This is a genomic window from Yimella sp. RIT 621, assembly GCF_004146205.1.
Classification (GTDB): domain Bacteria; phylum Actinomycetota; class Actinomycetes; order Actinomycetales; family Dermatophilaceae; genus Yimella; species Yimella lutea.
In genome coordinates, this window is sequence record NZ_SEIP01000001.1 from 23,860 (window position 1) to 36,458 (window position 12,599).

Annotated in this window: 15 protein-coding genes; 8 read left to right on the forward strand and 7 right to left on the reverse strand. The window is 66.3% G+C overall.

The annotated features are described in order from the left end of the window. Positions 1–240: 240 nt before the first annotated feature. The 5 genes from EU513_RS00130 to EU513_RS00145 all read left to right on the forward strand — a co-directional run bounded on the left by EU513_RS00130 (position 241) and on the right by EU513_RS00145 (position 4,046). Positions 241–558, forward strand: a complete 318-nt coding sequence (locus EU513_RS00130) for a putative quinol monooxygenase (protein ID WP_129623840.1) — start codon at positions 241–243, stop codon at positions 556–558. Positions 559–611: 53 nt separating this feature from the next. Beyond that, positions 612–737 (forward strand): hypothetical protein, encoded by a 126-nt coding sequence (locus EU513_RS16510; RefSeq protein ID WP_255407395.1) that lies wholly within the window; start codon positions 612–614, stop codon positions 735–737. A 115-nt stretch (positions 738–852) separates the two neighbouring features. After that, positions 853–1,944 carry an RsmD family RNA methyltransferase gene (locus tag EU513_RS00135; RefSeq protein WP_240795851.1) on the forward strand — a complete coding sequence of 364 codons (1,092 nt, stop codon included), beginning with the start codon at positions 853–855 and terminating at the stop codon, positions 1,942–1,944. Between the two features lie 120 nt (positions 1,945–2,064). After that, positions 2,065–2,901, forward strand: coding sequence for a pseudouridine synthase (locus tag EU513_RS00140; RefSeq protein ID WP_240795852.1), 837 nt, complete (start codon positions 2,065–2,067; stop codon positions 2,899–2,901). A gap of 344 nt (positions 2,902–3,245) precedes the next feature. Continuing rightward, positions 3,246–4,046, forward strand: coding sequence for an SDR family oxidoreductase (locus tag EU513_RS00145; RefSeq protein ID WP_129623843.1), 801 nt, complete (start codon positions 3,246–3,248; stop codon positions 4,044–4,046). A 19-nt stretch (positions 4,047–4,065) separates the two neighbouring features. Here EU513_RS00145 and EU513_RS00150 read toward each other — a convergent pair whose 3' ends face one another. Together EU513_RS00150 and EU513_RS00155 are read right to left on the reverse strand one after the other, a co-directional pair. Beyond that, positions 4,066–4,848, reverse strand: coding sequence for a dioxygenase (locus EU513_RS00150; RefSeq protein WP_129623844.1), 783 nt, complete (start codon positions 4,846–4,848; stop codon positions 4,066–4,068). A 55-nt stretch (positions 4,849–4,903) separates the two neighbouring features. Beyond that, complete coding sequence (locus EU513_RS00155) at positions 4,904–6,289, reverse strand: FAD-binding oxidoreductase (RefSeq protein WP_129623845.1); 1,386 nt, start codon at positions 6,287–6,289, stop codon at positions 4,904–4,906. A gap of 76 nt (positions 6,290–6,365) precedes the next feature. Here EU513_RS00155 and EU513_RS00160 point away from each other — a divergent pair, with 76 nt between their 5' ends. Next, positions 6,366–7,379, forward strand: coding sequence for an LLM class flavin-dependent oxidoreductase (locus EU513_RS00160; RefSeq protein ID WP_129623846.1), 1,014 nt, complete (start codon positions 6,366–6,368; stop codon positions 7,377–7,379). Between the two features lie 66 nt (positions 7,380–7,445). On the opposite strand, the gene EU513_RS00165 is transcribed toward EU513_RS00160, so the two are convergent. Further along, entirely contained in the window at positions 7,446–8,423 is a 978-nt protein-coding gene (locus EU513_RS00165) for a quinone oxidoreductase (protein ID WP_129623847.1), read from the reverse strand. Between the two features lie 123 nt (positions 8,424–8,546). On the opposite strand from EU513_RS00165, the gene EU513_RS16515 reads away from it, so the two are divergent. Continuing rightward, positions 8,547–8,669, forward strand: a complete 123-nt coding sequence (locus tag EU513_RS16515) for a hypothetical protein (RefSeq protein ID WP_255407396.1) — start codon at positions 8,547–8,549, stop codon at positions 8,667–8,669. 1 nt (position 8,670) lies between these two features. Here EU513_RS16515 and EU513_RS00170 read toward each other — a convergent pair whose 3' ends face one another. From EU513_RS00170 to EU513_RS00180, 3 genes are read right to left on the reverse strand one after another with little or no spacing between them, the layout of a single operon-like run. Beyond that, entirely contained in the window at positions 8,671–9,291 is a 621-nt protein-coding gene (locus tag EU513_RS00170) for an L-threonylcarbamoyladenylate synthase (RefSeq protein ID WP_129623848.1), read from the reverse strand. A 9-nt stretch (positions 9,292–9,300) separates the two neighbouring features. Next, a complete protein-coding gene (locus EU513_RS00175) occupies positions 9,301–9,843 on the reverse strand; it encodes a DUF1697 domain-containing protein (RefSeq protein ID WP_129623849.1) in 543 nt (180 codons plus the stop codon). 6 nt (positions 9,844–9,849) lie between these two features. Continuing rightward, positions 9,850–10,284 carry an OsmC family protein gene (locus EU513_RS00180; protein ID WP_129623850.1) on the reverse strand — a complete coding sequence of 145 codons (435 nt, stop codon included), beginning with the start codon at positions 10,282–10,284 and terminating at the stop codon, positions 9,850–9,852. Positions 10,285–10,314: 30 nt separating this feature from the next. Here EU513_RS00180 and EU513_RS00185 point away from each other — a divergent pair, with 30 nt between their 5' ends. Then, positions 10,315–10,923 (forward strand): histidine phosphatase family protein, encoded by a 609-nt coding sequence (locus EU513_RS00185; protein ID WP_129623851.1) that lies wholly within the window; start codon positions 10,315–10,317, stop codon positions 10,921–10,923. A 102-nt stretch (positions 10,924–11,025) separates the two neighbouring features. Here the strand turns inward: EU513_RS00185 and EU513_RS00190 are convergent, their stop codons facing one another. After that, positions 11,026–12,507, reverse strand: coding sequence for a glutamate--cysteine ligase (locus EU513_RS00190; RefSeq protein ID WP_129623852.1), 1,482 nt, complete (start codon positions 12,505–12,507; stop codon positions 11,026–11,028). Positions 12,508–12,599: the final 92 nt, after the last annotated feature.

Genomic DNA, 12,599 nt, shown 5'->3' on the forward strand with positions numbered 1-12,599 from the left:
CAGTCCGACGATCAGTAGAACGACACCCGAGACCAACCATGGCGAGAACTTTCTTTCCGGCGTAAGCCCCGCTCCCGCGCCGCCCGCGAGAACGCGAGGAGAAACAAGTCCCTTGGAACACGTTGCCACGCTATCGACGATCTGCTTGAGTCCTTGACAAATCAGCGTTGCACCTACCTGCCGTCCCGTCCTGCCGTTTGAGAGGCTGGACCCGTACCTGAAACGACCCAAGGAGACGCCTTGATCTTCATCACCGCCAAGTTCCCAGTGAAGCCCGAGCACGCCGACGACTGGCCGCAGCTGGCCAAGGAGTTCACCGAGGCGTGCAACGCCGAGGACGGCTGCCTGTTCTTCCGCTGGTCGCGGTGCCTCGACGACCCGAACGAGTACATCCTCATCGAAGCGTTCGAGGACGACGACGCCGGCGCGAAGCACGTGCAGAGTGACCACTTCAAGAAGGCCACCGCCGAGTTGCCGAAGTACCTGCAGCGCACCCCGGACATCGTGAACACGAAGGTCGAGGGGTGGAGCAAGCTCGGCGAGATGTCGGTGGACTGAGTTCAGACCTTGATCGGGTCGGTCAATGGACCGGTGGTCTGGACAAGGCGCAGATGAAGCGGGCACTGACCGGTGAGGACCCGTTCGACGAGACCACCGTGCTCGACGACGACCACCACGGTCACGCGTACGACGGTGGTCACCACGACGAGCCGCGCAAGCAGGCGCAGCACGTCTGAGACGCACGATGGGCGCGGTCCGGGAGCGATCCCGGGCCGCGCTTTGCGTCCGCCTATCCTCGACCCCATGCGTTGTGGGTACTTCGATCGGCACGAGTGCCGGTCGTGCACGTTCATGAACGTGCCGTACCCGCGGCAGGTCCACGACGGCGACGACCTCGTCACGAGGACTCTTGCCGAGCACGTCCGAGCCGAGCAATGGCTGCCACCCGCGACCGGACCCGAGTCGGGTTTCCGGAACAAGGCGAAGCTGATGGTCGGCGGACGCCGCGGCGCACCGACCCTCGGCATCCTCGACGACCACGGCAACGGCGTCGATCTCACCGGGTGCGGTCTGTACCAACCCGCCTTGGCCGACGCGCTGCCGTTGCTGAGGGAGGTCGTCGCCGAAGCGGGGCTCACGCCGTACGACGTCCCGAGCCGCAACGGCGAGCTGAAGAATCTCATCGTCACCCACTCCCCCGACGGCGAGTTCATGATCCGGTTCGTGCTGCGCTCCACCGGGCAACTGGGCAAGGTGGAACGAGCAATTCCGTTGCTGCACAAGCACGTTCCTGGTACGAGGGTCGTGTCGGTGAATCTGCTGCCCGATCATCGTGCGGTGATGGAGGGTGCGCAGGAGATCGTCCTCACCGAGCACGACACCCTCCCGATGCGGATGGGTGCGGTCAGACTGCACCTGCGGCCGGCAAGCTTCTTCCAGACGAACACATTCGTCGCCGCTCAGCTGTACGCACAGGCAGCGGATTGGATCGGCGATCTCACTCCCGCGGTCCTGCTGGATCTGTTCTGCGGTGTGGGCGGGTTCGGGTTGACCGCCGCCGGCCAAGGCGTGCGGGAGGTGTTCGGAGCGGAACTGTCCCCGGACGCAATCATCAGTGCTCGGCGCACGGCCGCCGAACTCGAGTCCGCAGGTGCGACATCCAGATTCACCTTCGTGGCGGGGGACGCGTTCGAAGCTGTCGCTGCGGCGCCCGCGCCGGACGTCGTCGTCGTGAACCCACCCCGACGGGGCATCGGCCCGGACGTCTGCAAATGGCTCGAGCGCTCGGGCACCCGTCACCTCGTTTACTCCAGTTGCAATCCACGCAGCCTGGCGACGGATCTCGGTCTGCTCCCGTCGTTCGGCGTCGACCGAGCACGGGTGTTCCACATGTTTCCGCAAAGCAGTCACCACGAGGTGCTGGTGCAGCTGAGCCGTACATGATCCGGCAGTGGGTCATTCATGAGTCGTAGTCGCCGCCACCGTCCACGATCACCGTTTCCTCAAGAACACGGCATCGACGCGATGCGAATATCGCTGCCGCACAATGATTCTTGGACAACGGTGCGTGATCACCTCGTCGAACGTCTGTCGGCGCTCACGCCGGACGAGGTCGATGCGAAGCTCGAAGCGGGAGATGTCGCAGAACCCGACGGTACGCAGGTCGATCGCTCCACGCCCTACGTCGCCGGACGGGTGGTGTTCGTCCGGCGGGAGTTCGCACCCGAGCCGGTCGTACCGTTCGGGATCCCGGTCATCCACGAGGACGAGCGAATCCTGGTCGTCGACAAGCCACCGTTCCTGGCGACGATGCCTCGCGGCAGCCACATCGTCCAGACCGCCGTTGCACGGTTGCGAGACGAACTCGATCTGCCGTTGCTCAGTCCGGCTCATCGGCTCGACCGGCTGACCAGCGGCGTGCTGGTGCTGACCAAGGACCCGCGGTGGCGTGGCCCCTACCAGGAGTTGTTCACCACCCGAAGAGTCGTCAAGACCTACCTCGCACTGGCGCCCGCGCTGGAGGACTTCGAACAAACCACCGATGTGTACCTGCACCTGACGAAGGTGCACGGCGAGCACGCAACCCGTGTCGAGGTTGCCCACCCGGAACCCAACTCCCACACCAGGATCCGACGGGTCGAACACCGTGGCGACGACGCTCTGTACGAGCTACGGCCGGTCACCGGACGTACGCATCAACTGCGGGCGACGATGAGCCATCTCGGTGCACCGATCATCGGTGACCCGCTGTACCCCCGGCAGCTGCAGGTCGAGCGGAACGACTTCAGCACCCCACTGCAGTTGCTCGCAGCCTCCATCGAGTTCGTCGACCCGGTGACGAAGGAGCCGGTCAGCCACCGAAGTGGCCGCCGGCTCCCCGTCTGCGGAGTCTCGTCTTGACGTTGAGCGCGGGACAAGCAGATCTCACGCCTTTCGGTACCACTCCCGCAGCGGCGGACACCCTCGGCGAGGTCGACCTTCGGACCGAACCCGGTCGCCTGTTCCAGCAACTGCACGTCGGGGCAACCTCGCACCACCGAGCCCAGATCCGGCCGGCCAGCGCGTCTGACCGGGTAGCGGCTTCCGCTCTCCGGAGGCGCCCAATTTGCGCAAGTGTTCAATACAAGTGCTCGCGCTACCCTGACGGCAGTCTGATTCGGCGGGACTGCCGCGCATCGCCAGGACTGATGAGCTTGAATCAGGACTCGACCACTGCACCATCGACGACAACCCCAGGAGATCTCGTGGACATCGACGGCAAGGTGGCGATCGTCACCGGAGCGGGCGCAGGCATCGGCGCCGCACTCGGACGAGCGCTGGTGGGAGGCGGTGCACGGGTCGTGCTCGCCGACCTGTCGCCCACCGTGCAGGACGTCGCAGAAGAATTGGGCGACAGCGCAGTTGCCGTCACCGGTGATGTGGCCGATCCCGGTGTGATCGACGAGCTGATCGGCGTGGCCGACGACCGCTTCGGCGACGTCCACCTCTACTTCGCGAATGCCGGCGTGATCGGCGCCAGCGGACTCGAGGTCACCGAGCAGCAGTGGGACCACAGCTTCGAGGTCAACACCCGCGCTCATATCCGGGCGGCACAGCGCCTGGTCCCCCGCTGGGTGGAGGCCGGATCCGGCTACTTCGTCAGCACGGCCTCCGCGGCAGGCCTGCTCACCCAGATCGGATCGGCCACCTACACCGTCACCAAACACGCTGCAGTCGCTTACGCGGAATGGCTCAGCATCACCTTCGGCGATCAGGGCGTCGGAGTCAGCTGCCTGTGCCCCATGGGAGTCGAGACCGCGATCCTGTACGCCGGTCGCGACAGTGGCGACCGGCTCGGAATGGCGGCCACCAACGCCGTGCTGTCGGCGGGAGGCGTGCTGACGCCCGACACGGTTGCGCAGGAGGTGCTGGAAGCCGTTGCGGCGCAGCAATTCCTGATCCTGCCGCACGCCCAGGTGCTTGAGATGATGCGACAGAAGACGTCGGATCACGAGCGCTGGCTGCGCGGAATGCGTCGTTACCAGGCGTCCTTGCTCGCCGACTGACCGCAGCGCAGACCTCGGCTCAGGCGAAACTCCACGATCGTTTGCTGAGTCCGTACCAGAACCCGTCGATCTCACTGCTCCCGCTGACCGCACCATCGACGGAGCCCGCGCCGAGGGCGACGAACAGTGGTGCCCAGTGCTCCGAGCGCGGGTGCGCCTCACGGGCCGCGGGCGCCTTGGACTCCCAGTCGAGGATGGCGTCGACATCCCCGGCGCCCACGCGCTCGGCCGCCCAGTGGTCGAACTCGCGAGATGGCGTCGGGGCAGGGGCGTCCGCCGGTTCGGACGGGTGGAACCACCGCAGGTTGTGGGTGGTGAACCCGGAGCCGACGATGAGAGTGCCTTCGTCGCGCAGTGTCGACAGCTTGCGGCCGAAGTCGAACAGGCTGCGTGGGTCGAGCGTCGGCAGGGAGACCTGCAGAGCCGGCACCTCGGCGTCGGGGTACATCTCGACCATCGGCACGTAGGCACCGTGATCGAGTCCGCGATCCTGGTCCTGGAAGACGGGACCGAGATCGGCGACATTGCGGGCCACCGAGGCGGCGAGTTCGTCCGCGGCCGGCGGTTGGTAGGTCACCTCGTAGTACTTCGGGTCGAAGCCCCAGAAGTCGTAGGTCAGTGGTGCACCGGTGGTCGAAGACACTGTGATCGGGCTGTTCTCCCAGTGCGCCGAGACGATCAGCACGTTGCGTGGGGTGGGCAGCCTCGTGGACCACGCGGACAGCTCGCTCGCCCATGTGCGGTCGTCGGCGAGCGGCGGCGCACCATGGGACAGATAGATCACCGGCATACGTTCGCTCATGGATGCAGCGTAGGCAGTTTTTGTTGATCTATCAACTACTACACCGCAGAGCCGTTCAGTACCCGGCGCCGGGATTGAGCAGGCCCTGCGGATCCCAGACCTTCCGGATCGCGTGTTGCAGACCCATCACGTCCTCACCGAGCTGGCGCGACAGCAACGGCTGCTTGAGCCGCCCGACTCCGTGCTCGCCGGTGATCGTTCCTCCGAGCGAGAGCGCCAACTCCATGATCTGGGTGAAAGCCGTTGCAGCGCGCCGCTTTTCATCCTCGTTCGACGCGTCGTACACGATGACCGGATGGGTGTTGCCGTCACCCGCGTGAGCCACCACAGCGATCAGCAAATCGTGCTCTGCCGCGATGTCGGCCACTCCCCCGACGAGTTCGGGCAGCAGCGGCACCGGTGCTCCGACGTCCTCCAGCATGTAGGCACCGAGCCGTTCGAGGGCCGGGAACACAGCGCGTCGTGCTTCGACGAACATCGCGCCTTCGTCCGGGTCGTCGGTCTCGAAGATCTCGGTCGCGGACGCTTCTTCGCACGCCGCGCGCGCGGCCACGAGTTCGAGGGCGCGCGACTCGCCGGCGGCGTCCGACTGGATGAGCAGCATCGCGCCGGCCGCACGGTCGAGGCCCATCGCTCGGTGGTCCTCGACCGCGTTGATCGAGGCGTTGTCGATGAGTTCGACCATCGAAGGACGACTGGTCGCGCAGGTGGCGACCACCGCTCGAGCCGCGTCCGTCAGCGTCTCGAAGATGGCGACCAACGTCGCGGGTTCGGGCAGTTTCGGCACCAGGCGACACAACACCTCGGTGACGATGCCGAGGGTGCCCTCGCTGCCGACCAGCAACTTGATCAGCGGCAGACCGGCGACGTCCTTCAGTCGCGGGCCGCCGAGGGTGATGAGCCGACCGTCGGCCAGCACCACCTGCAGACCCAGCACGTAGTCGACGGTGACCCCGTACTTCACGCAGCACAGGCCGCCGGCATTGGTCGCGACGTTGCCGCCGATGGTGGAGATCTGGAAGGACGACGGGTCCGGCGGGTACCACAGACCGTGTTCGGCAGCGGCTTGCTTGACGGATGCGTTCAGCGCTCCCGCCTGCGCGCGTGCGGTTCGGGTGGCCGGATCGACCTCGATCGCGGTCATCCGTTCGAGGCAGAGCACGATGCTGCCGGCCTGGGCACTCGCACCACCGGACAAGCCGGAGCCGGCGCCGCGCGGAATCACGAATACTCCGTGCCGCGTGGCCCATCGCATCGTCGCCTGCACCTGTTCGACGTTCCGAGGCAGCACAACCGCCAACGGCAACACCGCGTCCGGGTCACGGGCCCAGTCGTAACGGTAGGCCTCGCGCTGCTCGTCGCTGGTGCGCACCACGTCGGCGCCCAGTTCATCGGTCAGTTCCTCGACCACACCGGCCTGCGCTTCTCGGCTCGCGCTCATCGTGACCTCCTGGATTCGATTCCGCCCTCACCCTAGGACGCGGAACAACCTCGCCCGTGGAGTGGTTTGACCAACCGTGAACCCAGTTATCCCGCTCTCGGTCCTCGAACTCGTCCCGGTCAGCGAAGGAATGGCGCGCTCGACCGCCTTCGACCACACGCGCACCCTCGCGGCCGATGTGGATCGCCTCGGTTACAAGCGCCTCTGGGTGGCCGAGCATCACGGGAGTACGACCTTCATGGCGTCCGCGAGTTCGGTGGTGCTGGCCGACCTGGCACACCACACCGAACGCATCCGCCTGGGCAGCGGCGGGGTCATGCTGCCCAACCACGCACCCCTGATGGTCGCCGAGTACTACGGCACCCTCGCCACCTTGTACGGCGACCGTTTCGATCTCGGCATCGGACGCGCCCCCGGCACCGACCCGATGACCGCTGCCGCCCTGCGGCGCGGCGAACCGGACCTGAACTCATTCGCATCGGATGTCGTCGCGATCATCGATCTGCTGGGCGAGCCGCGGTCGCTGCCCGGCGGCGTCCGGGCGATCCCCGGCGAGGGCACGAACGTCCCGGTGTGGATGCTCGGATCGTCCACCGGCGGCGCCCAGGTGGCGGCCGCACTCGGGCTGCCCTACTCGTTCGCCTCCCACTTCGCACCGCAGCAGATCCGGGAGGCGCTGCAGGTGTACCGCGAGCACTTCCAGGCCGACGTGCGCACAGCACAGGTGGACCGGCCGACGGTGATGGCGGGGGCGAACGTGGTCATCGCCGACACCCAGGCCGAGGCGGAGCGGCTGTTCACCACCTCGCAGCAGATGCGCGTCCACCTGCGCACCGGACAACTTGGCCCGCTCCTGCCGCCGGTCGACGACCTCTCGACGGTCATCCCGGAAGCAGCACTGCAGTTCGCCGGGCGACCCGACGAGCGCGCGACCTTCGTCGGGACGGCGCAGACCGTCCGCGACCGGTTGGGCGAGTTCGTCGAGGAGCACTCCCTCGACGAGGTCATCGTGACGACGTACACCTTCGACCCGCAGCACCGTCGCGAGTCCTACGACGCGCTTGCGCAGGTCTGGGGTCTGACCGGCTGATCGAGTCACGGTGACTCGCCGGCGAGTTGTGTCGTCGGATCCCAGTGAGGGATTCGGCGCCGCACGTCAGGGAGTCAGGATCACCTTGCCGGTCGTTCGGCGGCCCTCGAGAGCCTCATAAGCCGCTGCCGCTCGGTCGATCGGGTAACTCGCCCCGATCTCCAGACGCAACGAGCCGTCGGCCAACCCACCGAGCACTTCGCGTGCACGCCAGAGCAATTCGTCGCGGTCGAGCAGGTAGTCACGCAGCGTGGGGCGGGTGACGAACAGCGACCCTCCACTGTTGAGGCGCTGCAGGTCGAACGGCGGCACCTGTCCGCTCGCTCCGCCGAAGAGCACCATCATCCCGCGTGGACGCAGGCTGGCCAGGGACGCGTCGAAGGTCGTCTCGCCCACGCCGTCATACACGACGTCGACACCGCGCCCGGCCACCCGTCGGACCTCGTGGGCCAAGGCTTCACCTTCGAACTCGCGGTAGTTGATCGTGTGTGCGGCACCCAGATCGTGCGCGATGCGCAGTTTGTCCTCGCTGCCGGCCGTCGCAATGACGTCGGCCCCTTTGGCCCCGATCATCTGCACGAGCAGCTGACCCACGCCTCCCGCAGCGGCGTGGACGAGCGCGACCTGATCGCGCTGCACCGGCCAGGTGGAGTTGACCAGGTAATGAGCCGTCATCCCTTGCAGCATCGCCGCCGCGGCGATATCGAGACCCAGACCGTCGGGCACGGGCACCACGACAGACGCCTTCACGTTCACCAGTTCGGCTGCGCTGCCGCCGGATTGGCCCCAGGCAACTCGGTCGCCGACGGCGAAATCTGCCACGCCGTCACCGACAGCCACGACCTCGCCGGCAGCCTCCTCGCCCAGGACGAACGGGGTGTCACCGGCGTAGACGCCCTGCCGCTTGTAGACGTCGATGAAGTTGACTCCGATGGCGGCCACCTGCACCTGGATCTCGTCCGGCCCGGGCGGTACGACATCGACGTCCTGCACTGCGAGGACGGATCGGTCGCCGTGTTCGGTCACCATGAGTGCGCGCGTCATGTGTTCACTCTATGACCGCCATGCCGACGAATCCTTCCCCCGGAGCCGGAAGGCTGGTCGTACTGGCCGACAGCCGTCTCGGTGCCGATGAGGTTGTCGCGCAGCGGTGTTCCGAACGGCTTCATGCTCTCGGCAAAAAAGGGCAAGGAGCGACTGCTGCTCGAACTCGCCTACGAGATCGAACAAGCGCGACCCTTCCTGCGCATCCAGGACGCGGCGCCGGTCTCCGCCGACGCCGGCCGCTGAGTCACTCGAAGGGTGTGGGATCGCCGGCACCGACCCGGACGATCTCGGGGTAGCCGGACGCGAAGTCCACGACGGTGGTCGGTTCGGTGCCGCACTCCCCGCTGTCGATGACGGCGTCCACCTCGTGATCGAGGCGATCCTTGATCGACCAGCCGTCGACCATCGGTTCGTCCTCACCGGGTAGCAACAGGGTGCTGGTCAGCAGCGGTTCACCGAGGGCGCTGAGCAACGAGTGCACCACCGGGTGACTCGGAATGCGCACCCCGACGGTCTTCTTCTTGGCGTGCATGAACCTTCGCGGCACCTCGGAGGTGGCCGGCAGGATGAAGGTGTACTGGCCCGGCGTCGCGGCCTTCAGCGCACGGAACACCTTGTTGTCGATGATCACGAACTGGCCGAGCTGTGCGAAGTCGTGACACATCAGCGTGAAGTGGTGCTTGTCGTCCAGCTGCCGGATTCGCATGATCCGATCCTTCGCGTCGGCATTGCCGAGCATCGCACCGAGCGCGAAGCAGGAGTCTGTCGGATATGCGATCAGGCCGCCGTCGCGCAGGATGTCGACCGCCTGATTGATGCTGCGCGGCTGCGGGTCGACCGGGTGGACGTCGTAATAGCGGGCCATGGCGCAAATTTACGCCGGGTCGCCCCACTTGGCGGCCAGGGCGCGAACGACCTTCAGGTCGCGGGTGGTCGCCGGCCCGACCAGCTTCTCGATACGCGCATTGGAGATCTTCGCCTGGTGCGCAGATTTCGCCAACCACCAATGGATTTCGTCACCGTCGACCATCAGTCGCTCACCGTCGACCTCCCAGCCGCCGATCGTCCGCGCGGTATCGGACGACGGCGTCTCGACGCAGAACGTCACATAGCGACTCTGCACACCGCCGATGGGATCGGGCAGTGCATCGGCGTAGGCAGCGATCCTGCTCAGTCGATCCGGTGTTCGGAGCACCACCGGGACAGGGAAGCCGAACTCGTCCTCGATCAGGCGCTCGAGCGTGGCGACGATCTTCGCGCGGCTGCGCATGGCCGTCCTGAACCGGATGTTTCCTGACTGGATGTGGGTTTCGACGTCATCGAAACCGTTGTCGGACAGCAGCTTTCGCAGCTGCTCCATCTTCACCCAACGCGGCGCGACGTTCACCGCTCGCAGGAACGCGATGTGGACCGCCACCGAGGCTCAGCGGCCCTCGGCGATGTCCATCGTCACCGGTGCGCCGAGCTGAACGGTCCGGCTGACCGTGCAGAGACGGTCGTGCGACTGCTGCACCGAATCGGGCAGCACCTTGCGAGCGGCATCGCCTGCCTCGCCCTCGGGGAACGTGACCTCGAACCGCACCGTGATCGGCCCCATGTGGTTGTGCTGTTCGTCGCGCAGCTTCTCCCCCGACGCCGTCACCTCGAAGGTGTCGGGTTCGCTGCGACGGCTGGTGAAGATGTCGACGTCGATGGCCGAGCAACCGGCGATCGAGGCCAACAGAAGCTCGACCGGCGTGAACTGGTCGTCACCGCCGCTGCCGAAGTCGAGGATGCCGCCGCGGGCGTTGGTCGCGCGGAACTTGCCGGCGGACGTCCGGACGATGGAGACCGAGCGCATGGCGTCGTTGTTCGTCATGCTGCCAAGCCTGCCACTAGCGTGGCGGCCATGAGCCAACCGGTGGAGCACAGCCTCGTCCTGATCCGACACGGCCAGACCGAGTGGTCCCGCACCGGCCAGCACACCGGCACCACCGACATGCCGCTGTTGCCCGACGGCGAAGCGGACGCCCGCCGGATGGCCGACTTCCTGGCCGACATGAACTTCGTCGGCGCGTTCAGTTCACCGATGCAACGGGCCGTCCGGACGGCGGAACTGGCCGGTCTGCGCGATGTCGAGATCGCGCCCGAACTTCGTGAATGGGACTACGGCGGCTACGAAGGCATGACCACGCCGCAGATCCGCGAGCAGGTCGGCGATCCGACGTGGGAGGTCTTCAAGGACGGTGTCGTCCCGGGCAAGACTCCCGGCGAGTCCGTGTGGGACGTCGCCGCCCGTGTCTCCCACGTCCTGGCGAAGGTGACGCCGATGATCGACGAAGGCAACGTTGCGCTGGTCGCCCACGGTCACTCGTTGCGCATCCTGGCATCGGTGTTCCTGCAGATGAGCCCCCGCTTCGGCGCCCGTCTGCTGCTGGGTGCCGGCTCGATCTCGATGCTCGGCTTCCACCACGGTCAGCCGACCATCCAGGTGTGGAACCACCAGATCAAGGACTGATCCGGCCACCGCAATCCGCGCACCCGGTGATCGGCGCACCTTGGGACGTACGCCGATCACGAGAGACCGCGCGGATCCTGAGCCGGCCGCGCCGCCCGATTCTCAGGGCAGCTGCCAGGTGTGCACGGGTTCGTTCGCGCTCATGCCGACCAGGTAGCGCTCCATCATTGCGACCAGTGCGTCGTGTCGCGACAGTCCTTGTTCCTCGAGCTTGTTCACGCAGGCGATCTGCCAGGTCGCCCCGTTGACGCCGGCGCGGCAGCGGTCCTCGACGACACCGAGGTAACGGTCGCGCACCGCCTGCGAGACCCCCCACTTCTCCAGACCCTCGTGTGCGAGCGGCAGCAGATGGCGCAGGATCAGTTCGTCCGCAGCGACTTCGCCGAAGCCCGGCCAGTAGACCTTCGCGTCGATGCTTCGGCGAGCGCATTGCGAGAAGTTCTCGTTGGCTGCCGCGAAGCTCATCCGGGTCCACACCGGACGCTCGTCCTCCGCCAACATGCGCACCACGCCGTAGTAGAAGGCAGAATTGGCGATGGTGTCGACGATGGTCGGCCCGGCCGGCAACACGCGGTTCTCGACCCGCAGGTGGGGGCGCCCGCCGACGATGTCGTAGATCGGACGGTTCCAACGGTAGACCGTGCCGTTGTGCAGGCGCAGTTCGGACAGGTCGGGAGCTTCCCCCTTTTCGAAGAGTGCGACCGGGTCCTCGTCGCTGCACTCGGGCAACAGCGCCGGGAAGTACCGGACGTTCTCCTCGAACAGGTCGAAGATCGAGGTGATCCACCGCTCGCCGAACCAGACGCGGGGACGAACACCCTGATTCTTGAGCTCGACACTGCGGGTGTCGGTCGCCTGCTTGAACAGCGGGATGCGTGTCTCGTGCCACAGCTGCTTGCCGAAGAAGAACGGTGAGTTCGCGCCGAGCGCGAGCTGGACGCCCGAAATGGCCTGTGCCGCATTCCAATACGCGGCGAACTGCAGCGGCTTCACCTGCAGGTGCAACTGCACGGAGGTACACGCCGACTCCGGCGCGATCGAATCGGCGTAGGTCGCCAGGCGCTCGCCGGTGGGGCCCTCGATGTCGATGAAGAGATCTTCGCCACGCGCGTTGAAGATCGCCTCGTTCAGGGCTGCGTACCGGGTGTTCGCGCTCATCCACTCGGTGTGGAAGTGGTCGGGCATGATCGTCGGCAGGATGCCGATCGTGACGATGCGGGCGCCGGCTTCCTCGGCCAGACCGGCGGCGCGGTTGAGGCTGGCCCGGAGGTCCTCCTCGAGCTTGAGAGCTTCCTCGCCCGGCATCGGACGCGGGCTCACGTTGAGCTCGATGTTGTATTGGCCGAGTTCGGTCTGGTAGTCGGCGTCGTGGATCTTCTCCAGCACCGCCGCATTGTTCATCGTCGGCTGCATCTGGCCGTCGACGAGGTTCATCTCGATCTCCATGCCGGTCAGTTGTCGGTCGAACTCGAAGCCACGGGTGTGCAGCATGCGTTCGAAGACGTCGAGATCCTGACGGACTTTCTCGCGGTAACGCTGTCGTTCTTCGCGGGTGTAACTCGTACCTGCGATGTCGGATCCCATGACCCACCCCTTCGTCGAATGCTGCGCCCAAAACTAACCACAGGAGGCACTACCCGTAGGGCTGTTCGCCCGCTGGACTTCGCAGGAATATT